The organism is Salinisphaera sp. C84B14 (assembly GCF_040361435.1).
Classification (GTDB): domain Bacteria; phylum Pseudomonadota; class Gammaproteobacteria; order Nevskiales; family Salinisphaeraceae; genus Salinisphaera.
This window is the reverse complement of sequence record NZ_APNL01000009.1, coordinates 107,197-131,879: the sequence shown is the minus strand read 5'-3', so window position 1 is coordinate 131,879 and position 24,683 is coordinate 107,197. Positions and strand designations below refer to the sequence as shown.

The following is a 24,683-nucleotide window of genomic DNA, read 5'->3' as shown; positions in this document are numbered from 1 at the left end:
AGCGGCGCCATCGACAGGCCAGCCTTCCGGCATGATTAACCCGACCCAAACAGATTATTCGATAGATGATTTTTCGGGTTGATAACGCGCGTTTGCGAAAGCACGCACGCCACGGCCGACGGCCTTGAAGCGATTGAAAGAAACGACGGGCCAGTGCCGGCGTGCATTTTTCGAAAGCGTTGAAAACAGCTGATGCAGGCCGCTGTTTTGGTTCCGGGCTAATAACGCGGCGGCATCGCTCAGGGCCGGCGCCGCCACCGGCTCTTCCAGCGCATTCGGTGGCCTGCATCCATGAAGTATCGGATAGGGCCGGATTCGCGCGAACGGCGTTAAGGAAAAGTTAAAAAATGCAGGTGGCATGCATATAAAGGGCTAGGTCGGCCGTTGCCGATATGTGCGGCTATAATTAAAAAACGCCTATAAACAATGCTTTGAAAATACCAAGTTGGCATTCGACATGGTTTGTCCAGGTTGCTTTTAGAAACCTGGACAAGCTATCGCCTTCGTAGCGTCGAAATCGGGTACTGTCTGCTCAGGGATCCTACTGAGACGCACCGTGCAACAAGCCGACTCCACCCGCCCGTTCAAACGCGACGACGCCGGCCGGCGCTATGCACAGACACGCTATAGCGGCGTGTTTCAGCGCCTCGTGGCATGGCGTGAACAGCGGCTGGCGAAACGTCTTCTTGCCCACGCCTATAGCGATTGCAACGGTCATATCGTGGATTTGCCCTGTGGCTACGGGCGTTTCTATCCGTTGCTCAAGCAGATGGACTTCAAGGTCAGCGCCATGGACCAGTCGCAGGCGATGGTCGATATCTACAGCGGCCACGACCGCTTCGACGCGACAGACCATGCCGAGCGTGCCGACGTACTCGAGCCCTTGCCAACGAAGGCCGCGCCGGCAAAACGGGTGCTGTGCGTGCGCCTGTTTCAGCACCTGCATCATCCCGAACTGCGGGTGCGGGCCTTGCAGACCCTCGCAGGCGACGGCCGCCAGATCGTGATGACCTATTACGATGACGGCTCGCTGCATTACTGGACCAAGCGGGCCGCCATGCGACTCAAGGGCAAGAAGGTGCGGGTGAAAATGATCCCCCGGGCGGCTTTCGAGTCAGAGGTGGAGCAAGCCGGTCTTCGCGTTCTCAAGCGCGTGAAGCTGTTTTGGGGCATCCATGCCCAGACCTGGGTGTTGCTAGCACCGCGCTAGTCCCCCTCGCGCGCATCGTTCGCGGCGGAGCCGCGCCCGGTGCTATACCGGGCGCGTACGCCTTCGGCGCTGTCCCGCGCTGCAAAGCCAGTAAAACACGCGTGTTCGACGGTAACGCATGCTTTCGAATAGGAAGCCCGTGCCCTTGCGAGCACAACGGACAATTGCGCCCGCGCCGGCTTCGTGCAAAGGTCTGTGAAACGTTATTCCAATAAAACGTAACCACAGCGAAGGGAGGAGAACCGATGCTGCGATCAATGGCGCGTTGCCTGATAGCGGGCCTGGCCCTGACGACGATTTCCAGCACGGCGGCGCTGGCCCAGCCCGAGGCCATGCCGCGCACCATGGTCTGGACGTCCTACGACCTGGGGGCCTCCGGCTATGCCGAGGCCTCGGCGATTGCCGATGCCTTCGGGCGCAAGTACGGCATGCGCGTGCGTATCCAGCCTTCGGGGTCGGCGATCGGGCGTCTGCAGCCGATCTTCAACGACCGCGCCGATATCGGTTTTCTGGGCAACGAGACCTTCTTTGCGACCGAGGGCCTGTTCGATTTCGCTACGCCGCGCTTCGGGCCGCAGGATCTGCGCGTGCTCATGGGCAAGGTCAATTCCTTCGGCATGGCAGTCGCCGCCGACGAAAACATCGACTCCGTGGCCGATGTCGAGGGCAAGCGCGTAGCCTACCCGGCCGCCAACCCCTCAAGCAGCCTGAAGTGCGATGCCATGCTCGCCTTTGCCGGGCTCAGCCGTGACGATGTGGAAGTGGTCACCTTTCCCACCTATGCCGCGACCATGAGTTCGGTAGCCGAGGACAAGGCCGACGTCACCTGCACGGTGACTGCGACCGGCCAGATGTACGAGCTGGCCGAATCGCCGCGTGGTATCAAATGGCTCGATCTCGATCCCGACGACGCAGCGGGCTGGGAACGGCTCAACAATATTGCGCCGTTGTTCAAGCCGGTATCGGAAACCCAGGGCGCCGGTCTGTCGAAGGACAATCCGGCCCAGCTCATGGCCTATCGCTATCCGGTGCTGACCGTGCGCGCGGACATGGACGACGACACCGCCTATGCCCTGACCAAGGCGCTCGACGAAACCTACGATATCTACAAGAACGCCACCTCCACCGCGTCGCGCTATGCGATCAAGGATGCAGCAGTGCCGCCGATCGATGCGCCGTTTCATCCCGGCACGATCCGCTATCTCAAGGAGATCGGCGTGTGGAGCGAGGACTCGGCGCAGTGGAACGAGGCCCGTTTGGCGCGTCTGAAGGCGCTGCGCGCAGCCTGGAGCGACATGATGGCGGAAAATTCCGACCTGCCCGAAGACGAGTTCGCCGAGCTCTGGAGCGAACGTCGTGAACAGGCGCTGGCCGAGCTCGAAAACCGGTAACGCCAACCCCGACAAAAGCTCGATACAACGCCCGTCCGGTGCCACCGGCGGGCGTTTTGTCGTCGATGAGGAAACAACCGACATGACTGCACGCCTGCAAAACAAGATTGCCATCATCACCGGCGCCACCAGTGGTATCGGCGAGGCGACGGCTCGCCGTTTCGCCGAGGAAGGCGCGACGCTCATGCTCGCTGCGCGCAGCGTGGACAAGGGCGAAGCGCTGGCCGCCGAGCTTGGCGATAAGGTCGCCTTCACCCGAACCGACGTCAGCAACGAAGACGAAATGGCGGCCCTTGTCGATGCCACGGTCGACCGCTTCGGCCGGCTCGACTGCCTGTTCAACAACGCCGGCGCGGGCGAGCGCAGCACTGCCGAAACCATCGACGAGGCCAGCTTCGACCATTTCATGCGCCTGCTGGCCGGCAGCGTGGCCTTCGGCATCAAGCACGCCGCGCGGGTGATGAAGAACCATGGCAGCGGCAGCATCATCAACAACGCCAGCATCGCCGGGCACCGGCTCAACCAGGGCGGTTATCTCTACTCCGGCGCCAAGGCGGCGGCCGCGCACTTCACCCGTATCGCCAGCGTGGAACTCGGCGCCTACGGCATCCGCGTCAACGCGATCTCCCCGGGTGCCATCGCTACGCCGATCTTCTGGGGCGGCTCGGCGCGGGCGCAAACGCTCTCGGAGGAAGAAAACGCTGCCAAGCTCGACAAGCTCACGAACAATCTCGCCCAGGCCACGCCGCTGCCCCGCTCGGGCTATGCCGTGGATATCGCCAACGCGGCGGTATTTCTAGCCAGCGACGAGGCCGGGTTCGTCAACGGCCACGACCTGGTGGTCGACGGCGGGCGTATTCAGATGTTCAACGAAAAAGGCTAGAACGTCTTCGCCTGATGCGTACTAGCCGCCGGCGTGACGGCGTGCGTGCAGTGCCTGGACGCGCTCGGCCAGATCCGGCACCGGGCCGTCGACGAGCACGTCCGGCGCGATTTCGTGAATCGGCCGGGGCGTGACCGGCGGCTTGGCGGCGCCCAGTTCGGTCAGCCATGCCACCAGCTGATTCGAGCTGCTGGCATAGACGATACGGCCCAGGCCGACCCAGGCGTGCGCTGCTGCACACATCGGACAGTGTTCGCCCGAGGTATAGACCGTGCTCGCTGCGCGTTCATCCGCGCTCATATGCTCGGCGGCCCAGCGGGCCAGGGCGAACTCGGGGTGGCGGGTGGCATCGCCGGCACCTTCGGCGATACGGTTGCGGTCTTCGGCGCGTACTCGACCCTGGCCGTCCACCAGGACCGAGCCGAAAGGTTCGTCGCCGGCCTCCAGGGCCTGTTCGGCAAGCGCGAGACAGCGCTCCAGATAAGGTCGTTCCTGCGAATCGATCATGCGGATTCTCTCAAGACACTGTTATGTCGACGTTTCTTGTGAAATATGGGTGCGGTCGATGTTACCCGCGAACACAGGCATCGTATTCACGCATGAGCGTGTCGACGAGTTCGGCGGCGGCCATGGATCGCGCCAGACCGGCTGCCTGACCGGCCCAGAGCGACATGAATGCGTCCCGGTCGGCCTGACCGGCGGTGGCACGAATATCCTTGGTCCAGGCGTTGTGTACCGGATAATCCGGCAGGCTGGCTTCGATCGGCGCCATCTCTTCGATGAAGCGATTGTTCAGCCCGCGTGCGGCCTTGCCGGAAAAAGCGCGGGTCACCGCGGTGGGGCGGTCGCCGGCTTCGAGCAGCGCTTTCTTGTGTGCCGGCTTGGCCCCGCTTTCGGAACAGGTCAGAAACGCACTGCCCATCTGTACGCCGGCCGCGCCAAGCATGCGGCAGGCCGCCATGCCGCGCCCGTCCATGACGCCGCCGGAGGCGATCACCGGCACGTCGACGGCATCGGCGATCTGCGGCACCAGCGATAGCGTGCCGATCATCGATTGCTCCGCGCTGGCGATGAACGTGCCGCGATGGCCGCCGGCATCACTGCCCTGGGCCACGATCATGTCCACGCCGTCCGCAGCCAGCGCACGGGCTTCGGCCACCGTGGTGGCGGTGCCGACCACACAGGTGCCGCGGCCTTGCAGCGCCTGTATACGCGGGCGATCGAGCGCGCCGAAGGTCGAACTGAATACGGCCACGCCGGCGTTGAGTACCGCGTCGAACTGGGCATCGAAATCCGGCGCGTAGCGCGCCGGCGCGGCCGGGCGTTCCAGGCCCAGCTCATCACGGAATGCGTCGAGCCGGGCGTTGGCCTGTTCGATCCGATCCTCGTTGACCTGAAACGGCTGGGGAATGAACAGGTTCACCGCGAACGGCTTGTCGGTCGCACGGCTCGTCTCGGCGATCGCCGTGGCCAGGTCGTCCGGCGCCATATAGCCGGCGCCGATCGAGCCCAGGGCGCCGGCGTTAGATACCGCGGCGACCAGGGCCGGGGTGGTCGTGCCGCCGGCCATGGGCGCCTGGATGATGGGATGGTCGATGCCCAGCCGGTTGGTCAGCTCGGTCTGCCAGCTCATGGCCTGTACTCCGTGGATTGCTTTCTACTCGTGCCAGTATGCCGTCAACGCGCCGTGTGGACCGCTCACGGGGTCGCTGTCCGGGCGCGCCAGCGTGGCGATAGTGGCACGGGCGGTGGCGATATCGGTATCGTCCGGCCGGCACAGATCCCAGTCCTGCTGGCCCGGCGGATAGGCCGCCACGAGCAGGAAATCGTCGCTGGCCCAGCGTCGGCAGTGGCCGGTACCCGCCGGCAGCACGAGCACGTCGCCTGGGCGGATGTCGATATCGCGGCCGTTCTCGCCGCCGAGGATCAGCGTGGCCGTGCCGCGCGCCACGCCCAGGGTTTCGTGGGCGCGGCTGTGGTAGTGGTGGTAGTCGAACACGCCACCACGCCATTGCGGCGGCCAGCCGTTGCGCGCGAAGCGCTGTTCGAGCGCCTCGGCCGGCGACACGTGCGACGCGTCGATGCCGCGGTAGCGCAGCACCGGATAGCCGCTGTTGGGCGTACGGCCGTCGTCTTGGAAATACAGCCGCTCGGGGGCCTCGACGGCTGGGCTCGATGGGACAGCGTTGCGGTCGATATCGATCATGACGGCGTTCGTATGGGGCCTGCGTCGAGCGGCCGGGCCTGATAATGTACGCGCCCATAGCCGTTGCCTGCAGTTTGCGCCGGCAACGGGTCGGGCTCAAGCGGGCCCGCCTGGTTTTACGGTGTGTTTATCGCCATGTCCTCGATGCCGTTTCGCTATCGTTTTCGCGTGCGCTACAACGAATGCGATGCCCAGCGCGTGGTCTTCAATGCCCGCTACGCGGACTACGTCGACCTTGCCATGACCGAGTTCATGCGTGCGCTCGGACGCGACTATCTTGCCCTGCTCGCGCGCGGGCTCGACAACCAGGTGGTCAAGCTCACGCTGGAATGGCAGGGGCCGGCCCACTTTGACGAGGTTTTGGAAGCGCGCGTGCAAGCGCTCCGGCTCGGGCGCACGTCGTTCACCATCGGCTATGACATCGTGCGCGCCGACGACGGCGCGCCGATATGCCAGGCGGAGGCGGTGTACGTGATGATGAGCGGCGAGCCGCTGGCCAAGACCCCGATCCCCGATGATCTGCGCGCGTGCTTCGAGCGCGGCGCGCCGGGGGAGGTCATAGATCACGCCGGCGATACGGGGTCGCCATGACCGCCATACGTCGTGCCAGGCCCGAAGACTGGCCTGCCCTATGGAAAATCATCGAGCCGGTGTTTCGCGCCGGTGAGACCTATGCCGTGGCCGTGGATATCGAGGAAGACGAGGCGCGCGCCTTGTGGCTGGACAAGCCGCTTGCCACCTTCGTGGCCGTGAACGCCGCCGACGGGCGAGTCCTGGGCAGCTATTTTCTCAAGTTCAACCAGCCCGGCGGCGGCAACCACGTATGCAACTGCGGCTATATCGTCGCCCGCGATGCCCGTGGCCGGGGTGTGGCCGGCCAGCTCTGCGAGCATTCCCAGCGCGAGGCGATCGCAGTGGGCTTTCGGGCCATGCAGTACAACCTGGTGGTGGCTACCAATACCGGCGCGATCCGACTCTGGCAGCGCCACGGCTTCGATATCGTCGGCCGATTGCCGGGCGCGTTTCGCCACCCCACGCAGGGCGAAGTCGATGCGCTTGTAATGTACAAGCGCCTGGTTGAAGCAGCGGCCAAGGCCTGAGCGATATCGCGTAACCCGGGTCGATTACCCTGCTTCGATACAATGATGGGGTTGGCCGCCCGAGCAGGCGGCAGCACCGGGAGGGGCCATGAGCCAGGGCGGTCGAATCGAGCAGGGCTTAGCCGGATGGCGCGCGCTCGTGCGGTGGTTGGGCGATGTCCATAGCACGGACTATCTCGTCGCCAAGGCAAACGACTTTCGCTTGTTCACCCGTATCGCGCTTCTGATCACGGCCGTTTTCCTGTCTACAACCGTGATCTGGGATCATGCGATCGACCCGGTCAACGCTCGCCATACGATCAGGCTGCGGCTTATCGAATCGCTGGCGCTGTTTGTCTGGCTGGCGGCAAGTTGGAACGATATCCGGGCGCGATTGGCGAGGATCGCTGCTGTATCCATGCCTCTGGTGGTGTCGTTCACGTTCATTCTCGTGTTGTCGCGCCTGCAGAACGGGGCCGAGTACGGCATCGGCGGCTTTCTCTACTTTTTCATCTTCCTGCCGTTCCTGCTGGTGGGTCAGTCGATTCGTTTCGCGGTTTCCAGCCTGGCGTGTATCACGGTATTTCCGATGGTGGTGGCGTCGCTGGGCGTCAGCGCCGGGCTCGACTGGGGCATATACAACGCCTACGTATGGATGGGTTTCGTGCCGATCGTGGGCATCCAGTTGCTCTGCGAATATCTCTACTGGCGCGTATCCGTCTACCGCCGGCACGTGGAGCGGCTGGCGGTGACCGACGAATTGACCGGGCTGGCCAACCGGCGCCGCTTCTTCATCGAGAGCGAGCGCATTCTTGAAACCCATCGTCGCAGCCAGCGGCGCCTGAGCCTGCTCTTCATCGATATCGACCACTTCAAACGCATCAACGATACCTACGGCCATGCCATCGGCGACGCAGCGCTGTGTCATGTGGCCCATGCCATCGCGCCGGACATGCGCGGGGTCGACCTCATTGCACGCTATGGCGGCGAGGAGTTCGTGGTGCTCATGCCCGAAACCTCCCACCGCGCGGCTCTGATCGCGGCCGAGCGCATAAGACGCGCGGTGCGGGATACGGCCTTCGACGGGTGGCCGGATGGCGAGCGGGCACTGCAGATAACGGTCAGCATCGGCGTGGCCAGTTACCGGCCGGTCGCCGAGCAGACCCCCGAGATCGATACGCTCATTCAGAACGCAGATGCGGCGATGTACCAGGCGAAACAGGCCGGTCGGGACCAGGTTCGCGGGGCTGCCGAGCCGCCGGGCCAGGCCACGGCAACGTTCAAGGGCGGCGCTTTCGCGCCTTCCAGAGCGCCTTAGACGAACCGCGGGTAAGCGATCAGCGCGTCTTGCGGCCGTGCTCCGCCTTAGCGGATGTCGTCGCCGGTCTCGATTCGGGCGGTCGGCACGCCCCGGCGAATCGCCCGGGAGAACTCCGATGTCGAATGACCATCGCGATCCGAGGCGAGCGCTCGCGTATTGATATGGCCACGGCGTTCGAGTTCGGCTAGCGGGTAGTGTGTATTCAGTGCGCCCAGGTCGTAGATGTAGTCGGGTAGATAGCCCGAAGCCAGCAGGCGGTAATCCCAGGGCAGGCCCGGCACGATGCGTTTGACCATGTCGTAGACGATGGTCGTGCAGTTTGAGGTCAGCGTGTTGTAGAAGCGCGGCGCGTCTTCGAGCTGGTCGGCTTCGTCGAGGTAGGCTTCGAACAGTGAACGCATGGCCGCCGGCGACAGCGCCACCGAATACAGATAGACCGATTCACCGCGCGCATTGCTGCGCGTACGGATGATGTCGCGCTCGTCGGCGGCGACCAGCACCAGCTCGGATTGACGAAAGAAGCCGCCGATCGCCGAGAAGCTCTGGCCGCGGGTACGCCGGACCTCGACCGAGAACACCAGATGGCGGCCGTCGGTAAAGCCGAAGCTGACCAGCGTGTGGGCGATCGTCGGGCCCATCCAGTAGGACACGATCAGATCGGCGCTCTCGAGCTCGGACAGATCGTACCGGCGGCTTTCCCAGTGGGCATCGAAATCCTCGCGAGTGCGCCACTCGAAGTTGCGTACGTTATCGAGGGTGACGATATCGCCCTCGCGCGTGGCGTGCAGCAGGCGGGCGACGTCGGGGGCCCAGTCGCGCTCGTGGCTGGGCGTGATCGTATGCCACCACAGCCCCAGCACGAGGGCCACGAAGGCGAACAGTGCCGGGCCGGCCAGGGCCAACGGTCCCGAGCGGACCAGCGCGATGCCGAGCAGCGCCGCCAGCGCGGGCAGAAGCCAGAGCGTGATCAACAGCACGCGCAGCGCCAGGCTTTCCGGGCCGCGGAAATAAAGCGCCAGCGCGCCCCAGCCGCTGCCCAGCAGCACCGCAAGCGCCAACGGCACGCGCCAGAGTAGCGATAACAGCAGCGATAACAGCAGCGTCTTCATGGCCGCCGCGGTATGTGCCGGCTGCGCGCCACGCCGTGGGGCAGGCGCGGCAGGCTATATCTTGGGCGGTCGGCGTCGCAGACGATGAGTCCCTCTAGTAGTAGCGTTCGTCGGATTTCGGTGGCACCCACTGGTAGAGCCAGGTTTCGGTAAGCGGTCGGTCGCCGGCGCGCAGGTACAGCCGAATCGATACCGCTTCGTCAGAACGGCTGTCGGGCACCCAGTCGAAGATGGCGCGATAACCCTTGATCGGTTCGAAGCGGCGGGCCTGGACCATGCCCAGCTTGCCGCGCGAGACTTCGACCTGCACTTCCACCTGGGTATCGCCGGGCAGCTCGTCGAGCGGGTCGCCGACGAAGTCCACCGCGAAGCGGCGCGCGTACTCCGAGGGCGAGCGATCGCCCGGAATCCAGCCTTCCGGCACGTTGCCCATGCCCGACCAGGTCTTTTCCACCTGGGCCAGCGTGGGCGCGACCGGCGGCAGCGGCAGCCAGTACAGCTTGTAGCTGAAATTGAGCTGTTGGTTGCCGGTTACCGGTTCGTCGGGAATCCAGAACGCACCGATGTTGTCGACCGTCTCGCCCACGGTCGGCAGCTCGAACAGCGCGATCTGACCCTTGCCCCAGTCGCTGGTCGGCTCCACCCAGAGGCTCGGGCGGCGGTTGTACCAGGCCACGTCGTCGCGATAGTTGTCGAAATCGTGATCGTGCTGAACGAGCCCGAAGCCGCGCGGATTCTCGTCGGGAAAGGCGTTGTATTGCAGGGTCTTCGGGTTGAACAGCGGCCGGCACACCCACTCGCCGTTGCCGCGCCACATTTCCAGGCGGTCGGAATCGTGGATCTGGGGATGAATCGTATCGCGAGCCTGGGCCTGGCTGGTGCCCTTGAGGAACATGCTGGTCATGGGGGCAATGCCCAGGCGGCCGATCTGGTGGCGGGTATGCAGCTCCATGTCGATGTCCATGACCGTGCCCTGCTCGGTCAGGTCGATCTTGAAGCGATAGGCGCCGGCGACGGCCGGCGAGTCGAGCAGCGCATAGACGATAGCCTGCTGGTCGTCGTGCGGCTGTTCGAACCAGAACGCCACGAAATCCGGGAATTCCTCCGTCTGCTCGGTGGCGGTATCGATCGCCAGGCCGCGCGCGGAAATGCCGTACTGGTTGTTCTTGTCGAGAAAGCGAAAATAGCTCGCGCCCAGAAACGCGCCGGCCTCGTGGGTGGCGCTGGCGTCGTTATCGCGCATGAGCTTGAAGCCGGCATAGCCGAAATCGTGGCCCTTGAGCTGGGCCTGATCGATGCCCGAGCCGTCGTAGCTGAAACGCTTTGGATCGAAATGCACTTCGTGGGCGTGCTGGGTATCCGGGTCGATCACGTGCATGCGCACGGGCAGGTTGAACTGCATGCCGACATGGAAAAAACGCAGGGTCATGTCGGTATCGGGCGCGTCGCGCCAGATGGCGTATTTGGGATCGTACTGAATCTGCTGATATTTCAGCGGCTCGAGATTAGCCAGCGTGGGCGGCAGCGTTTCTGCGTTGTCACGGTAGGGCCGGCCGGCGAGTTCCTTGGCCCGCTGTTTGAGGCGATCGAAATCGAACGGCTCGCCGCTCGGGTCGGTTCTCGCAGCGTGGGCAAACGCCGGGAAGGCGGGCAGCCCGAGGGCGGTTAACGCCATCGATGCCTTCAACAGGTTACGTCGATTCATGGGGCACTCTTCGTGAATTCGAAAGACAAGACAGACGGCGACGCCGAGGGTTCCGCCGAGCGCGTCGGCGCCAGCACGCGTGGCCCCGGCGTTCGCTGTGTGATGAGGGTCAGCCGTCCATGACGTCGAGAAAGGATTGGGACTCGGCGCGCAGCTGTTCGCGCAGCTCGATCATGCGTTTGGCATAGGCATTCAAGCGTTTACTCTGATCGCTGATCGGCTCGAAGGTCGGTACGTTCACGGGCTTGCCGTCGTCGCCCAGGGCCACGAACACCAGGATGCAGTGGGTGGTGAAGCGTCGCTGCCGGTCGCGCGGATTGCGGGCATGCACGCTTACCGAAATATGCATGCTGGTACGACCCGTATGCATGAGTTCGGCCTTGAGTTCGACCAGATCGCCCACGCTGATCGGTTTGAGAAAGCGAATGCCGCCCACGTATACCGTCACGCAGTAGGCCGAGCTCCAGTTGGCGGCACAGGTATAGCCGGCATGATCGATCCATTTCATGACGTTACCGCCATGCACGTTGCCGCCGAAATTGACGTCGGAAGGTTCGGCCAGAAAACGCAGGGTAATCTCGGCGTCGGGCGTATGGCTCATGCGCTCGGAAATTGAAGGCTTTGGGGCCTAGTCTAGCCGGAGCGGGACAAGGTTGTAGACTGGGGGCCTATTTCGCACGCCGCAGACGAGGCCTGCCCATGAAACTCATCGGTTCGTCGACTTCGCCCTATGTTCGCCGCATACGGTTGATGCTGGGCGGCAGCGACTACGAGTTCGCCAGTCTGGATATCTACGGTGCCGACCGCGACGAACTGCGTCGCAACAATCCGGCGCTCAAGATCCCGATGCTCATCGACGAGCAGCAGTCGGTATACGACTCGCGCGTGATCGCGCGCTATCTGTCGCCGAAGATGGGCTTTACGGAGCTGTCCTGGGCGCAGGAGAACCAGCTCACGCTCATCGATGCCGCCAACGACTCGATGGTGACCATCGCCCTGTCCAAGAAGTCGGGCCTGGCCACCGACAGCGATATCATGTTCTACAGCCTGCAGCACGAGCGTATCGAGCGCTCCATCGATGCCCTGTCCGCCATGGCCGCCGAAGGGGCATTCGATGACTGGCACTATCCGAGCATCTGTCTGTACTGCCTGATCGACTGGGCGGAACTACGCCAGCTGTTTGATTTCTCGGGCCACGCGCCTTTGCTCGAACTCAAGGCGCGCTTCAAGGACAAGCCGATGGTGGCCGAAACCGATCCGCGCCAGGCGGGATAGGCGCCGCGATCACAGCGGGTACGGCTCCATCTCGATATGGGCCACGCGCTGGCCGTGCATATCCACATAGCCGGCATAGCGGCGGTCGCCGCGGCGGTAGAACTCGAAGCGATAGCGGCGTTTGAGCGCGCCGCGCGCCAGCGATATGCGCTGAAAGGCCAGTTCGTCGATGAACGTTACGTCCGCGTTCTCGCAGGCCGCCAGCGCCGCCCGACGGGCCGCCCAGCGCGCGCCCAGCGACTGCCACCAGAACAGCGCGACCAGCGCCAGCCCGATCAGCCAGGGAAAGAACTCGAACATCGCGCGCCGATTCAGCCCGCGACGTCGTCGTCGCGCACGAGCCGGGTCGTGCCGGACCGGATCGCATCGATGTCGCGACAGCCGGCCAGCGCCATGGTCAGCTCGAAATCGGCGGCCAGGTTGTCCAGAACCTGGCCCACGCCCGCTTCGCCGTCGATCGCCAGCCCGTAGGCGTACGGCCGGCCGATGCCCACCGCACGTGCGCCAAGCGCCAGCGCCTTGAACACATCCGCGCCGCCGCGGATGCCGGAATCCATAATCACCGGCAGCTGCGGCGCTGCGGCGACGATTTCGGGCAGTGCATCCAGGCTCGCACGGGCGCCGTCGACCTGGCGGCCGCCGTGGTTGGAAACAATCAGGCCGTCGATGCCGTGTTCGACCGCCAGCCGGGCGTCGTCGCCGTCGAGAACGCCCTTGAGCACGATCGGCAGCTTGGTGCGCTGGCGCAGCCAGGCCAGATCCGCCCAGGTGATGTTCGGGCGCGAATAGGTGGCGATGAACTGGCGTACCGCGGCCAACGCCTGGCCGCTGGTGAGCGCCCGCAGGCTCGAACCAGGGTAATGACGGGCCGCCGCGATCACGTTGCGCAGCGTGCGCGTGTTGATCTTCGGGCGCGGACCGTCGTCCGGCACCGCGGACAAGCTGGCCCGAAAGACCGGGTCCGAGGTGTACTGGGCGATGCCCTGGCCCAGCAGAAACGGCAGATGGGCCAGGTCCAGATCGCGCGATCGCCAGCCCAGCAGGGTGGTGTCGAGCGTGACCACGAGCGCCTCGCAGCCACAGGCCTCGGCCCGCGCGACCAGCGATTCCACCAGCGCATCGGACTTCGACCAGTACAGCTGGAACCAGCGCGGCGCGTCAGCCTGCAGCTGCTGCATGGCCGCGGTGCAATCCTCCATCGACCGGCTGGCCTGATTGGAGAAAAGCATCGGCACGCCGCGTGCCGCCGCCGCGCGTGCGACCGCGATATCGGCCCCGGCATGGGCCATTTCCAGCACGCCGATCGGGCACAGAAGGAACGGGCTGGCCAGGCGTCGCCCGAACAGTTCGATCGACGTGTCGCGTGTTGCCACATCGCGCAGCATGCGCGGCACGATACGCCAGCGCTCGAAGGCGCGTCGGTTGGCGGCCATTGTGGATTCGCGCCCGGCGCCGCCTGCGATATAGGCATAGCCTTCTTCGGACATGGCTTTTTCGGCGGCGGCCTCCAGCGCGGCGTAGTCGGTCGGCACGGTGGGTCGGCTGCCGGACATGCCCGCGCTATAGATCGCCTGTTGGCGGGCAACCGCCCCGGTGGCGGGCGTGGTTTGACTCATGGTCGCTCGGGTTTCGCTGGGTCTTGGGCCGAGCTTAGCAACTGCGGCGCCTGTCGGGTTGCGTCGTTGCAGGCGGGCAGCGCTGGCGGTTCCATGCGTTCATGCCTACGCTATGATTGAGCGGTTTCGAGCCGGCCGGCGTGTCGGGCCGTTTTCAACGTCGAGCCAAAAAGTATCGCCATAGCGGCGAGCGACAGGGAGTCAGGGTGGAGCCGTTACTCGAGGAAATCGCGATCTTTCTAGCCGCGGCCGTGATTGCGGTGCCGATCGCCCAACGTCTGGGTCTGGGTTCGGTGCTGGGCTATCTGGGCGCCGGTGTCGTTATCGGCCCCTGGTGTCTGGGGCTGATCAGCGAAGTCGAGGATGTACTGCATATCGCCGAATTCGGCGTCGTGCTGCTGTTGTTCATCATCGGCCTGGAAATGCAGCCCAGACGCCTTTGGGCGCTGCGCAAGACGATCATCGGTCTGGGCGGCATGCAGGTGGCGCTGAGTGCGGCCGCGCTGGCGCTGGCTGCCTCGCTGCTGCTGGATCTGCCGGTCGCCCCCGCCATCGTGGCCGGTCTGGCCCTGGCGCTGTCGTCCACGGCGTTCGCTCTACAGCTGCTGGCCGAGCGCGGTGAGCTGACTGCAAAGCACGGTCGCGCGGCATTCGCCATCCTGCTGTTTCAGGATCTGGCCGTAATCCCCATTCTGGCGCTTCTGCCGCTGTTGTCTTCCGGCAGCGAATCGGTGAGTTTTCTGGGCGCGCTCTGGGAAACCACCAAGATCGCGCTGGTGATGGCCGCGATGGTGGTAGGCGGCCATTATCTGCTGCGCCCGATTTTCCGGCTGGTGGCGGCCACGCGCATGCCCGAGATATTCACCGCCATGACCCTGCTCATCGTGGTGGGCACGGCGGTGGTGATGAACGCCACCGGTATTTCGGTGGCGCTTGGCGCCTTCGTGGCCGGCGTGCTGCTGGCCGATTCGGAATATCGCCACGAACTCGAGGCCAACGTCGACCCGTTCAAGGATCTGCTGCTGGGGTTGTTCTTCATTGCCGTGGGCATGTCGATCAACCTGGGGCTGATCGCGGCCCAGCCGCTATTCCTGCTGGGCCTGACGCTGGGGCTGATCGGCATCAAGGCCGCCATTCTGTTCATTCTCGCCCGGCGTCACCGTTTGAGCTGGAGCGCATCGCGGGGCCTGGCGGCGTTTTTGCCCCAGGGCGGTGAGTTCGCTTTCGTGATTCTGTCGACGGCGGTGGCCGGTGGTCTGTTCGTACAGGCCGAGGCCGATCTGCTGGTGGCTACGGTCACCCTGTCGATGGTGCTCACGCCGCTGTTCGTGAAGCTGGTGGCCTACTACAACGACTGGCGTACGCCCAAGAGCGAGCCGACCTTCGATACGCCGGACGGCTCCGAGCATCCGGTACTGATCGCGGGGTTTGGCCGTGTAGGCCAGATCGTTGCCCGCATGCTGCGCGCCAAGCATATCGGCTTCACCGCGCTCGAAATCAACGTTCATCAAGTGGATTTCGTACGCAAGTACGGCAACAAGGTCTATTACGGCGACGCCTCGCGCCTGGAGCTGTTGCGTGCTGCCAAGGCCGAGGAAGCCAAGGTGTTCGTGCTGGCCATCGGCAACCGCGAGGCGTCGCTGGCGACCGCGCGGGCCGTGCGCGAGCATTTTCCGCATCTCAAGATCATCGCGCGGGCACGCAATCGTCGCCATGCCTACGAGCTGATGGATCTGGGCATCACCGTGCTCCAGCGCGAGACGTTCCTGTCCAGTCTGGAACTGGCGGGCGACGCTATGCGCATGCTCGGTTTGAAGTCCGATGAAATCCATCGCGCCAAGCGCCTGTTTCGCAGCCACGACGAAAAACGGTTGTTCGAGCATTACGAAGCGGCCGACGACGAAACCCGCTATGCCAAGCTGGTCATGGAGGCCGCGCAGGAGCTCGAGGAGCAGTTCGAGCGCGATGCGGCCGAACATCCGGACGAAAAATAGCGTTCTCGGCCGCGCCGCGATGGCGCGCGCCGCTTGGGTTTAGCGCGCGCTCAACAGGTCGCCATTGCGCTGGCGCAGGTACTCGGTAAGCGCAAAACCCGATAGCAGCCAGAAGCCGCCTACCAGGAGGCCGGCGGCGATGTCGCTGGCGAAATGCACCGACAGAATCGCCCGGCTGGCGGCGATCGAGGCGATCAGCGCACAGCCCCAGTAGCCCAGCTCGAAGCGCCGGCGCACGCCGGGCATATCGCGGGCGATGGCATAGATGATGAAGCCGTAGACCGCGATCGCGCCGGTGGCGTGGCCGCTGGGAAACGACGGCGTGCTGGCGCTGGCGAAGGTGAGAAAATCGGGGCGGTCGCGGTCGATGGCGTATTTGCCGATATAGGCGATCGACTGCGAGCCGATCACGGTAAGCAGCAGCCCCGGGATATAACTGAAACGCCGATGCGCCCACAAAAAGCCGATGGAGACGATCGTGATCGCCACCAGCGTTTCCAGGTTGGCCAACGAGGTAATGCCGTTCACGAGCTTGAGAAAGCTCGGATCGCGCAGTACGGCTAGTGCTTCGTTGACGTGCTGGTCGAACTGAACGAGTTCTTCGCCTTCGAACAGGTCTTCGAGCAGGCCCGCGGCGAGTACGATCAGATATAGTGCGAGCGCGACGAACAGGGTCAGTGGCAGGCCGGAAAATCGATCGACGCTCAGGCGTGCACCGACTATGCGCGTCGTTTTCGGCGCCCGGCGTTGCAAGCTGGCCAGGAACTTGCGTCGATACGCCAGGCCGGTGAGGCCCCGGCCCAGGCGCGGTCCGGAAAACTCCAACGCGCGCCATATCCACCAGGCCACGATATGGCCGACCATCAGCAGGCAGGCAAAGCCGAGCAACAGTTGCCAGAATGGCAATGGCGTCATGGGAAGACCGGGCGTTTAAGCGTGGGGCGAGTATACCGACGGTGTTACAGGGATGTGACGTAAATCCATGAGCTCAACGGGCTCGAAAGGGTGAATGAATGACTTATACCCGTGCCGGCGTGCGCTGGATTGCACGTATCGGCTATGCCGCACGCGGACTGGTCTATGTGACCGTCGGCCTGCTCGCCATCAACGCGGCGCTGGAGTTCGAACAGGCCCGCGATGTACGCGGCGCGATGCGCGAAATCAGCAACCACTCCGGGGGGCAGATCGCCTTGATCGGGCTGGCCCTCGGCCTGGCCGCCTACAGTGTCTGGCGGCTGGTGCAGACGTCGCTCGACGTGGACGGCCACGGCTGGAAGCCGGGTGGCCTGGTGGTACGCGTCGGCCTGCTGGTGAGCGCGATCATGCATGCATCGCTGGCCTATGGCTGTGTTCAGATCGCCATGCGCCTGAGCGACAGTTCCAGCAAGCCGGTACAGAGCGCGGTATCGCGCACTCTGGATTGGCCGTTTGGCCCGGCGCTGGTCATTCTCGGCGGCGTGATCATCGCCGGGGCCGGCATCGCGCATATCCACAAGGGCTGGACCGCCGGTTTCCGGCGCTGGTTCGACGCCTCGCCCGCGATGATGCGCTGGATCGACCCGGTCAGCCGGGTGGGGCTGATTGCACGCGGGCTGTTGTTCGTGGGCATCGGCGCGTTCGTCATCAACGCCGCGCTCACGCTCGATGCCTCCGAAGCACGGGGCATCGAAGGGGTGATGCTCTGGGTGCAGCAGCAGAACTACGGTCGGGTGCTGCTTGGTGCATTGGGCGCTGGCGTACTCGCCTTCGGCGCCTACAGCCTGATCGAAGCCTGGGTACGGCGCGTGGGCCTGGGACGTGCCGTCTAGCGTTTCCTAGCCGATGAACATGGCATCGCCGTAGCTGAGAAACCGATAGCCCGAGCGCTTGGCATGGTCGTAGGCGGCGAATACGTTGTCGCGCCCGGCAAAGGCACTGACCAGCATCAGCAGGCTCGACTGCGGCTCGTGAAAATTGGTGACCATGGCATCGACCACGTGAAAGGCGTCGCCGGGTTTGAGAAACAGCGCGGTTTCGCCCTCGAAGGGGGCGATCCGGCCTTCGCTGCCGGCCTGGCGGGCCGCACTTTCCAGGCTGCGCACCACGGTGGTGCCAACCGCCACCACGCGTGCGCCGCGTGCCTTGGCGGCCGCGATCTGCTCGCATAGCACGGCCGGTACGTGCACGCGTTCGGCGTGCAGGCGCTGATCGGCCAGATCGCCCTCGCGCAGGCGCTGGTAGGTGCCGGAACCCACATGCAGCGTGGCATAGCCGAATTCGACGCCGCGTTGTTCGAGCGCGGCCAGCAGGGCCTTATCGAAATGCAGCCCCGCGGTAGGCGCGGCCACGGCGCCGTCATGGCGTGCCCAGACCGTCTGGTAACGGCTGCGATCGGCCGCTGTGTCCTCACGCCGGATATAGGGTGGGAGCGGCACGTGGCCGTGCGTGTCGAGCATGTCGGCAATGCTGTCGCCGCCGGTCTGCGCCAGGGTATACAGCTCGCCTTCGCGGGCGTCGACCTGTAGCGTTGTAGCGCCAATTTCGATCACGCTGCCCGCCCGCGGCGGCTTGTTGGCTCGGATCTTGGCTGAAATACGGGTCGAATCGAGGATGCGCTCGAGCATCACTTCGACCGCGCCGCCGCTGGCCTTATGGCCGAACAGGCGTGCCGCGATCACGCGCGTATCGTTGAACACGAGCAGATCGCCGGGCGCCAGGCGATCGACCAGCTGCCCGATTCGGCCGTCGATGAGCGCGCCCGTGTGCCGGTCGAGGCTGAGCAGCTTCGAGGCGCTGCGCTCGGCCAGCGGCTGCTGGGCGATGGCTGTAGCCGGCAGGTCGTAGTCGAAGTCGTACTTGTCCATCGTATCGGCCCGATTCGTGCAGAGAGTGGCGCGGGCCGTGGATTCTGGCCAGCAGCGCGCGCGGCGACAAGTCGCGGCGTTCAGCTTCGTTTACGCAAAGCGGCGTAAAATACATCTTTCAGACGCAAAGAGACGCCGGGATGCAGTTGATCAATGCACTCACGTCCACGCTCGCGAGCACGGCCCGCGGTTGGCGTGGCACCAAGGCGGCACGCACATCGCGTCAGCCGGAAACAATGCTCAAACTCTACGAATACGAAGGTTGCCCGTTCTGTCGGTTGGTGCGCGAAGCGCTCACCGAACTCGACCTGGACGCGATCATTCATCCCTGCCCCCGCGGCGGCACGCGCTGGCGGCCAGAGGCCGAGCGCATTGGCGGGCGGGCCCAGTTCCCGTTGCTGGTGGACGACAACACCGGGGATGTGCTCTACGAGTCGGCCGACATCATCGCCCATCTGCGCCAGAACTATGGCACCGGCCATCGTCGCGAAGCGAAAGCGCCGGGCCTGCGCGCTCAGGTAGGGTCCAGCGCGGCGAGCGCGCTGCGTGGGTTTGCCGGCACGAATGCGCGCGCTGGCGCGGTCACGTCGCCGGCACAGCCGCTGGAGCTCTACAGCTTCGAATCCAGCCCGTTTTCACGCATCGTGCGCGAAGCGCTCTGCGAGTTGGAGCTTGCCTATGTGCTGCGCAACATGGGCAAGGCGGTCAACGCCGATATGGGCCCGCCCTGGGTACGCGAGAAGTTTTTTGCCGATACGCCGGTCGAAGGGCGTAATCGCAAGGCCATGCAGGAAGAAACTGGACGCCTGCAGGTGCCTTATCTTATCGACCCCAATACCGATACGCGCATGTACGAATCTGCCGATATCGTGCGCTATCTGCATACGACCTACGGTAGCCAAGCGAGATAACCGCGATGCAAACAAAGATATGGCGTTTCGGGCTGGGCATGGCGGCGCTGCTGGCGCTTGCAGGCTGTGCCAGCCAGAAACCGGTGCTCTACCCCAACTCGACCCTGCAGCAGCGCGGCGAAACGGCCGGTAATCAGGCGATCGAGGCTTGCATGCAACGTGCCGATGCGGCCGGCCTGGATTATTCCAAGGGCAACGTGGCCCGGCGTACCGCCGAAAGCGGCGCCATTGGCGGTGCGGGCGGTGCCGTCGGCGGTGCCATTTATGGCAGCGCCACCCGCGGCGCGATCGCCGGTGCGGCCGGCGGTGCGACCGCCGGGCTGATTCGCGGCATGTTCGATCGCAACGATCCGGCGCCGGTCTATCGGGCCTATGTGAACCGTTGTCTGGCCGAGCAGGGCTACGAGCCGATCGGCTGGGAATAAGGAAGCTACCGCGCGGCCAAGCCACCGACTATGATTCGCGCCAACGCATATGCGTTGCAAGAACCGGAGCGAATCATGGGTTTTTTGAGTGAGTTCAAGGCATTTGCCGTACGCGGCAACGTCATTGATCTGGCCGTGGGTCTGGTCATCGGGACCGCGTTCGGCAAAATCGTGTCGTCGCTGGTCGCCGATATCATTTCCCCGCCGCTGGGCCTGCTGATCGGCGGCGTCGACTTCTCGGGTCTGAGCGTGACCTTGCGTCAGGCGGTCGGCGACACGCCGGCGGTGACGCTCAACTACGGCGTATTCATTCAGACTGTCATCAGTTTCGTGATCGTCGCCTTCGCGATTTTCCTGGTGGTGCGGGCCATCAACTCACTCAAGCGCAAGGAAGCCGAAGCGCCCAGCGCGCCGCCGGCGCCCTCGGTGCAGGAAACGCTGCTCACCGAAATCCGCGACGCCCTGCGCGAGCGCAACGCCCAGGACCGGCCCTAGGGCGTGCCGTCATAAGATAAGGCGGCGCATCGGCTTGGCCGTCGACCGATCGTTATTCTTTGGGGTTGCCCGCGCCGGACGCGCCATGCCGCTGGCGGACCTTGACCGTGGGCCCGCCACGCTCGGCGGCCCGCGCCCTGGCTGACACGCCCTAGCGCAGCCGCCGGGCCCAGATCATCAACGCCAGCCGATAGGCCACCGCCATTTGACGGGCCACGGCGAACTCCACGCCGCGGCCGACCAGGGGCGTGATCGCCTCCAGGGTCGAGCGCCAGTGCACGCGGGTATGCGGCGTGCTGCCCGCAAGCGGCTCGAACGTCAGGCGCGCGCCGTGGTGCACGATGGGCAGGGGCGACGAAATGATGCGATAGCCCAGCGCGCTGGCGGGCTCGTATTCGGTGATGCGCTCGACGATTCGGGCCACGCCCAGGTCGAGTACGCGCTCGGCGTTGACGCCGTCGCGGTGATGGTCGCCGGCGCGGCGCAGCCAGGCATGGCGAACACCGGGCAGGCTGACATAGCCGGCATGATCGCTGACCACATCGAAAGCGGTCGCGGCATCGACGGCAAAGACCTGGGCGACGTGAAGCTTCTGCATGAGAACTCGCGGGCTCAATCCGAAACGCCATCTTATCGCTTTTCGGCATGCGCGAGGTGCGCCCCGCTTATGCAGATGACATCGACCCTTAGTCGACAGGGCCCCCATAAGCCGCGTTTTGTTCTAGACTTTTTGTCCACAAACATTCTTGGGGGAACGTGATGGCCATTCCATACCTGCGCGCCTGGACGATCTCGGCCGCCGCTGGTGCATGCCTGCTGATGACGGCCTGTGCCAGCGATCCGAAGCCGGCCCAGCCCAGCGTGCTCGACGAACCGGTCGATGCCTTCGACGCCGTAGCCGAGCCGCGACGCCCCGGCGCCGGCAACAATCGCGATGCGAATACCCTCTCCACCGATATCGAACGGCTACAGAACGCGCGCCAGGCCTATCGGCTGGAGCAGGAGCGTCTGCGCGCCGAAACGTCGCGTCGTCAGGCTGAATGCCGTGCCCGAGAAGGCTCGCGCGAAGTGCCGATTCAGGACGGCAGCGGCGACGCCAGCGCGACCTATTGCCAGCCGGCATCGCAGAACGAGCGCTGATTCGAGTGGGTTGAGCGTGGCCCGTGGGCATCGCGACGGGCCAGCCCATGACCGCTACAGGCCGTAGCGCCGCGGCGCGTGGCTTGGATAGCGACGGCAACGGTTACATGGAAGGCCTTTATCCGCAGACCGACGCGGATTCACGCAGATTGGATAAGTAACTCCGGCAAAGCGCATGTCGGGGGTTCAGTCGCATGCCGCATTTCAAACGCAGCACAGTCGCCAACGTGGTGGCCTGCAAACCTGTAGATCGATCTGCGCGAATCTTTGCTGATCTGCGGTTAAGAAGAAACCGTTCGGCCTAGAACCCACTGCCGCGCGACGAAAATTGTGCGGCTGCGTGTTGAATCAAACCCGCCGTCGCTTCAGGGCTTTACGTCCGGCAGGTCGCGCAGCGGGTGGTCGCCGTCCCAGGGGGCACGGAAATGGGCGTCGACATACTCGCTGGGCACGGCGGCCACCGATTCGAAGATCCATTGCGGCTCGCGGTCCTTGTCGACCAGCAGCGCGCGTACGCCTTCGGCGAAATCCGGGTGGCGACAGCACTGCAATGCCATCTTGAGTTCGCGCATCACGGCCTGCTTGAGCGACAGATAGCGGCCGTCGCGCAGCTGGCGATAGATCAGGTGGGCGGTCACCGGGCAACCGTTTTCTACGTTGCTAGCCGCTTCGATCAGCCATGGATCCTCGGCGTCTGCGAGTTTGCGAATGCCGGCGACGATACCGGCCAGGGTGGCGGCATCGGTGGCGTCGCGAATGGTCATGGCGTGTTCGAGCAGTTTCGATTCGCCCAGGCCCGCCGGCTGTTCCCGGGCATGCTGGCGCAGCACGCGATCGACCGCGGCATGCGGCTGGTTCCAGTCGGTGATACGCGTCAGGGCATCGAAGACGGTCTGTTTGGCGGCGTGGTCGATGGCGCGATCGGCCAGGCCTGCTACCAGTGCGTCCTGGGCGCCGAGCGTGGCGCCGGTCAGGGCGACGAACAGGCCGAGTCGTGTGGGCAGGCGGTTGAAAAACCAGGTGGCCGCACAGTCGGGAAAAAGGCCAATCTTGATTTCCGGCATCGACAGGGTCGAGGCTGCGGTGACAATCCGATGTGAGGCCGCCGAGAACACGCCCATGCCGCCGCCCATGATCAGGCCATTGCCCCAGGCGATACAGGGCGTGGCGAGCATATGGATCGCGTGGCACAGCCGGTATTCGAGAGTGAAGAAACGGTCGGGATAATCCGGATCGCCCTGCCCGGTCATGCCCTTGTAGAGCGACACGATATCGCCGCCTGCGCAGAAGGCCTTTTCGCCGCTGGCGTCGATGAAGATCGCGGCGATTTCGGTGTCGGCATCCCAGGCGGTCAGCTGCTTGTACAGCGGCTCGAGCATGTCCAGGCTCAAGGCGTTGAGTGCGCTCGTGTTATTGAGCGTAACGTGGCCGATGCGCTTGCCGTTGGTGCTCACGACCTCGTCGAAAAGAATGGCGGCATCTGTCATGGGCAATCTCTTAGCCGGGCTGGTCGGGCGCGCATGCTCGCGCGGAATACGCGCATGCACAAGAATTTGTTTTCGGCTGCAGAATATGATCTACAAAAGTGTATGGCTGTGATAGCTTATAGACGCCCTGTCAGGCGGTTTGCCTGGCCTTATATGAAAGAAATGAAAGACAGGAGTCTTATTATGACCAAGACGCTGCTGAAATCCGCGTTTGTTGTTGGTGTTGTTGCTGCTGCTGCTGGTTGCGCGAGCAGCTCCGATGGCATGCAGTCCAGTGTTGACCAGGCCATGCGTAAGGCCGAATCCGCGCAGTCGACCGCCAACGAAGCGCAGCGCACGGCCAACCGCGCCATGCAGACGGCGCAGGAAGCCAAGTCCGCCAGCCAGGCGAACTCGCAGCGCATCGAGCGTATGTTCGAGTCCTCGCAGCGCAAGTAAGCGTTCGCGAACGACGGCGGCCTGAGCGCCGTCGCGTGAAAAACCCCGCCTTAGCGCGGGGTTTTTTTTGTCCGGTAGCGCGACACGATGGTCGCGCCAGACTGAGCCGCTAGCGTTGTTCGACGGTCACGCCGATCGGTTCCGGCATGCCGTCGGCTTTTTCGACCACGGCCTGGGCGCGATCCCAGTCGATCGGCGCCTTGGGATGATCGGCCGTCGCCGAAATCAGGCTTTCGACCCAGGGCGTAAAGGAACGCACCGGCGCATCGCCGTTGGCATCCGGCGGGTGCGATTCGATAAACAGCGTATTGCCTTCCCAGCCGATCTTGTACGGTTCGCTGATGATATTCACCGGCGTGCCCGTGGGCACCAGCGCGAACAGCGACGCGATATCTTCCGGATAGAGCCGGATACAGCCGTGCGACACCTTCAGGCCGATACCGGCCGGTTTGTTGGTGCCGTGCAGCAGGTACGAGGGCAGCCCCAGATAAAGCGCATGCTGGCCGAGCGGATTGTCCGGCCCGGCGGGCACGACCGCGGGCAGCGTATCGCCTGCCTTTTCATGTTCCGCGCGAATCGAGGCGGGCGGTGTCCAGGTCGGATCCGCCTTCTTGCGGACAACCGTGGTTTTCGCCAGCGGCGTGGACCAGCCTTCGCGGCCGATACCCAGCGGGTAGGTCACCACCTTGCCGGCGTATTCGCTGCCCTCGGGCGGGAAGTAATACAGCCGCATTTCCGGGATGTTGATGACGATGCCCTTGCGCGCCACGTTGGGCAGCACGTAGCGGGTGGGGATCACCATGGGCGTGCCGTCGCCGGGCAGCCATGGGTCCACGTCGGGGTTGGACAGCCGCAGCTCGCGATAACCCACGTTATAGCGGCGCGCGAGTTTGACGAAGGTGTCGTCTTCCTCGGTCTTGATGTGCTGGAGCTTGCCGACCACATCCGAGCCTTCGGGCGGCATATCGTAAATCGCGGCATGGGCGGCGCTCGTGGCAAGGCCGAAGCCCAGTACGGCCAGCGCAAAACTCAGAAGGGAATACCGGCGTAGGCGCGCGGACAAAGTCATAGCATCAGTTCCATCAAAGCGGTACGACCGATATCGGCATTCGGTCCATGCAACTGCAGACTGTACCGAATTCGGCCGGTCGCAGT

General features: G+C 64.3%; 28 protein-coding genes. 14 read left to right on the top strand and 14 right to left on the bottom strand.

The window, feature by feature from the left end; genetic code table 11:
- Positions 1 to 54: 54 nt before the first annotated feature.
- Positions 55 to 258 (bottom strand): hypothetical protein, encoded by a 204-nt coding sequence (locus tag C84B14_RS09940; protein WP_353223777.1) that lies wholly within the window; start codon positions 256 to 258, stop codon positions 55 to 57.
- 298 nt (positions 259 to 556) lie between these two features.
- Between C84B14_RS09940 and C84B14_RS09935 the strand changes: the two genes are divergently transcribed.
- From C84B14_RS09935 to C84B14_RS09925, 3 genes are all read left to right on the top strand, one after another.
- Positions 557 to 1,210, top strand: a complete 654-nt coding sequence (locus tag C84B14_RS09935; RefSeq protein WP_353223775.1) for a methyltransferase domain-containing protein — start codon at positions 557 to 559, stop codon at positions 1,208 to 1,210.
- Positions 1,211 to 1,455: 245 nt separating this feature from the next.
- On the top strand, positions 1,456 to 2,601 hold the full coding sequence (locus C84B14_RS09930; RefSeq protein WP_353223774.1) for a TAXI family TRAP transporter solute-binding subunit: 1,146 nt from the start codon (positions 1,456 to 1,458) through the stop codon (positions 2,599 to 2,601).
- Positions 2,567 to 3,484, top strand: a complete 918-nt coding sequence (locus tag C84B14_RS09925; RefSeq protein WP_353223772.1) for an SDR family NAD(P)-dependent oxidoreductase — start codon at positions 2,567 to 2,569, stop codon at positions 3,482 to 3,484. Before C84B14_RS09930 ends, C84B14_RS09925 begins: the two co-directional genes overlap by 35 nt.
- 21 nt (positions 3,485 to 3,505) lie before the next feature.
- On the opposite strand, the gene C84B14_RS09920 is transcribed toward C84B14_RS09925, so the two are convergent.
- The 3 genes from C84B14_RS09920 to C84B14_RS09910 form a co-directional block, all read right to left on the bottom strand.
- Positions 3,506 to 3,991, bottom strand: coding sequence for a nucleoside deaminase (locus tag C84B14_RS09920; RefSeq protein ID WP_353223770.1), 486 nt, complete (start codon positions 3,989 to 3,991; stop codon positions 3,506 to 3,508).
- A 61-nt stretch (positions 3,992 to 4,052) separates the two neighbouring features.
- Positions 4,053 to 5,117, bottom strand: a complete 1,065-nt coding sequence (locus tag C84B14_RS09915) for an NAD(P)H-dependent flavin oxidoreductase (protein WP_353223768.1) — start codon at positions 5,115 to 5,117, stop codon at positions 4,053 to 4,055.
- A 24-nt stretch (positions 5,118 to 5,141) separates the two neighbouring features.
- Complete coding sequence (locus C84B14_RS09910; protein WP_353223766.1) at positions 5,142 to 5,690, bottom strand: cupin domain-containing protein; 549 nt, start codon at positions 5,688 to 5,690, stop codon at positions 5,142 to 5,144.
- Between the two features lie 135 nt (positions 5,691 to 5,825).
- On the opposite strand from C84B14_RS09910, the gene C84B14_RS09905 reads away from it, so the two are divergent.
- From C84B14_RS09905 to C84B14_RS09895, 3 genes are all read left to right on the top strand, one after another.
- Positions 5,826 to 6,281, top strand: coding sequence for an acyl-CoA thioesterase (locus C84B14_RS09905; protein WP_353223764.1), 456 nt, complete (start codon positions 5,826 to 5,828; stop codon positions 6,279 to 6,281).
- On the top strand, positions 6,278 to 6,790 hold the full coding sequence (locus C84B14_RS09900; protein ID WP_353223763.1) for a GNAT family N-acetyltransferase: 513 nt from the start codon (positions 6,278 to 6,280) through the stop codon (positions 6,788 to 6,790). Before C84B14_RS09905 ends, C84B14_RS09900 begins: the two co-directional genes overlap by 4 nt.
- Positions 6,791 to 6,878: 88 nt before the next feature.
- Positions 6,879 to 8,087 (top strand): GGDEF domain-containing protein, encoded by a 1,209-nt coding sequence (locus tag C84B14_RS09895; protein WP_353223761.1) that lies wholly within the window; start codon positions 6,879 to 6,881, stop codon positions 8,085 to 8,087.
- 47 nt (positions 8,088 to 8,134) lie between these two features.
- On the opposite strand, the gene C84B14_RS09890 is transcribed toward C84B14_RS09895, so the two are convergent.
- The 3 genes from C84B14_RS09890 to C84B14_RS09880 all read right to left on the bottom strand — a co-directional run bounded on the left by C84B14_RS09890 (position 8,135) and on the right by C84B14_RS09880 (position 11,505).
- Positions 8,135 to 9,199, bottom strand: a complete 1,065-nt coding sequence (locus tag C84B14_RS09890) for an Lnb N-terminal periplasmic domain-containing protein (RefSeq protein WP_353223759.1) — start codon at positions 9,197 to 9,199, stop codon at positions 8,135 to 8,137.
- A 94-nt stretch (positions 9,200 to 9,293) separates the two neighbouring features.
- A complete protein-coding gene (locus C84B14_RS09885; protein WP_353223757.1) occupies positions 9,294 to 10,904 on the bottom strand; it encodes an OpgD/OpgG family glucan biosynthesis protein in 1,611 nt (536 codons plus the stop codon).
- A gap of 109 nt (positions 10,905 to 11,013) precedes the next feature.
- A complete protein-coding gene (locus tag C84B14_RS09880) occupies positions 11,014 to 11,505 on the bottom strand; it encodes an acyl-CoA thioesterase (RefSeq protein WP_348764755.1) in 492 nt (163 codons plus the stop codon).
- A gap of 98 nt (positions 11,506 to 11,603) precedes the next feature.
- Here C84B14_RS09880 and C84B14_RS09875 point away from each other — a divergent pair, with 98 nt between their 5' ends.
- The gene (locus C84B14_RS09875; RefSeq protein WP_353223755.1) at positions 11,604 to 12,179 is read left to right on the top strand and encodes a glutathione S-transferase family protein; all 576 of its coding nucleotides are present in this window, start codon (positions 11,604 to 11,606) and stop codon (positions 12,177 to 12,179) included.
- 9 nt (positions 12,180 to 12,188) lie between these two features.
- On the opposite strand, the gene C84B14_RS09870 is transcribed toward C84B14_RS09875, so the two are convergent.
- Entirely contained in the window at positions 12,189 to 12,479 is a 291-nt protein-coding gene (locus tag C84B14_RS09870; RefSeq protein ID WP_353223754.1) for a DUF3301 domain-containing protein, read from the bottom strand.
- A gap of 11 nt (positions 12,480 to 12,490) precedes the next feature.
- Complete coding sequence (locus C84B14_RS09865) at positions 12,491 to 13,795, bottom strand: alpha-hydroxy-acid oxidizing protein (protein WP_353223752.1); 1,305 nt, start codon at positions 13,793 to 13,795, stop codon at positions 12,491 to 12,493.
- Between the two features lie 206 nt (positions 13,796 to 14,001).
- Between C84B14_RS09865 and C84B14_RS09860 the strand changes: the two genes are divergently transcribed.
- Positions 14,002 to 15,789: a monovalent cation:proton antiporter-2 (CPA2) family protein gene (locus tag C84B14_RS09860; RefSeq protein ID WP_353223750.1), complete on the top strand. Its 1,788-nt coding sequence runs from the start codon at positions 14,002 to 14,004 to the stop codon at positions 15,787 to 15,789.
- 39 nt (positions 15,790 to 15,828) lie between these two features.
- Here the strand turns inward: C84B14_RS09860 and C84B14_RS09855 are convergent, their stop codons facing one another.
- Entirely contained in the window at positions 15,829 to 16,704 is an 876-nt protein-coding gene (locus C84B14_RS09855) for a phosphatase PAP2 family protein (protein ID WP_353223748.1), read from the bottom strand.
- Between the two features lie 98 nt (positions 16,705 to 16,802).
- Between C84B14_RS09855 and C84B14_RS09850 the strand changes: the two genes are divergently transcribed.
- Complete coding sequence (locus tag C84B14_RS09850; RefSeq protein ID WP_353223747.1) at positions 16,803 to 17,597, top strand: DUF1206 domain-containing protein; 795 nt, start codon at positions 16,803 to 16,805, stop codon at positions 17,595 to 17,597.
- A gap of 6 nt (positions 17,598 to 17,603) precedes the next feature.
- Here C84B14_RS09850 and queA read toward each other — a convergent pair whose 3' ends face one another.
- The gene (gene queA / locus C84B14_RS09845; RefSeq protein ID WP_353223745.1) at positions 17,604 to 18,632 is read right to left on the bottom strand and encodes a tRNA preQ1(34) S-adenosylmethionine ribosyltransferase-isomerase QueA; all 1,029 of its coding nucleotides are present in this window, start codon (positions 18,630 to 18,632) and stop codon (positions 17,604 to 17,606) included.
- Between the two features lie 140 nt (positions 18,633 to 18,772).
- Here queA and C84B14_RS09840 point away from each other — a divergent pair, with 140 nt between their 5' ends.
- From C84B14_RS09840 to mscL, 3 genes are all read left to right on the top strand, one after another.
- Positions 18,773 to 19,543 carry a glutathione S-transferase N-terminal domain-containing protein gene (locus tag C84B14_RS09840; protein ID WP_353223743.1) on the top strand — a complete coding sequence of 257 codons (771 nt, stop codon included), beginning with the start codon at positions 18,773 to 18,775 and terminating at the stop codon, positions 19,541 to 19,543.
- A gap of 5 nt (positions 19,544 to 19,548) precedes the next feature.
- Positions 19,549 to 19,968 (top strand): hypothetical protein, encoded by a 420-nt coding sequence (locus tag C84B14_RS09835; protein WP_353223741.1) that lies wholly within the window; start codon positions 19,549 to 19,551, stop codon positions 19,966 to 19,968.
- Positions 19,969 to 20,043: 75 nt separating this feature from the next.
- Entirely contained in the window at positions 20,044 to 20,463 is a 420-nt protein-coding gene (gene mscL / locus C84B14_RS09830; protein ID WP_348764765.1) for a large-conductance mechanosensitive channel protein MscL, read from the top strand.
- A gap of 151 nt (positions 20,464 to 20,614) precedes the next feature.
- Here the strand turns inward: mscL and C84B14_RS09825 are convergent, their stop codons facing one another.
- Positions 20,615 to 21,061, bottom strand: coding sequence for an SRPBCC family protein (locus C84B14_RS09825; RefSeq protein ID WP_353223739.1), 447 nt, complete (start codon positions 21,059 to 21,061; stop codon positions 20,615 to 20,617).
- A gap of 161 nt (positions 21,062 to 21,222) precedes the next feature.
- Between C84B14_RS09825 and C84B14_RS09820 the strand changes: the two genes are divergently transcribed.
- Entirely contained in the window at positions 21,223 to 21,603 is a 381-nt protein-coding gene (locus tag C84B14_RS09820; protein ID WP_353223737.1) for a hypothetical protein, read from the top strand.
- A 365-nt stretch (positions 21,604 to 21,968) separates the two neighbouring features.
- Here the strand turns inward: C84B14_RS09820 and C84B14_RS09815 are convergent, their stop codons facing one another.
- On the bottom strand, positions 21,969 to 23,090 hold the full coding sequence (locus C84B14_RS09815) for an enoyl-CoA hydratase/isomerase family protein (protein ID WP_353223735.1): 1,122 nt from the start codon (positions 23,088 to 23,090) through the stop codon (positions 21,969 to 21,971).
- Between the two features lie 183 nt (positions 23,091 to 23,273).
- Here C84B14_RS09815 and C84B14_RS09810 point away from each other — a divergent pair, with 183 nt between their 5' ends.
- The gene (locus tag C84B14_RS09810) at positions 23,274 to 23,528 is read left to right on the top strand and encodes an Lpp/OprI family alanine-zipper lipoprotein (RefSeq protein ID WP_006914525.1); all 255 of its coding nucleotides are present in this window, start codon (positions 23,274 to 23,276) and stop codon (positions 23,526 to 23,528) included.
- 109 nt (positions 23,529 to 23,637) lie between these two features.
- On the opposite strand, the gene C84B14_RS09805 is transcribed toward C84B14_RS09810, so the two are convergent.
- Positions 23,638 to 24,597, bottom strand: coding sequence for a L,D-transpeptidase family protein (locus C84B14_RS09805; RefSeq protein ID WP_353223733.1), 960 nt, complete (start codon positions 24,595 to 24,597; stop codon positions 23,638 to 23,640).
- Positions 24,598 to 24,683 lie beyond the last annotated feature (86 nt).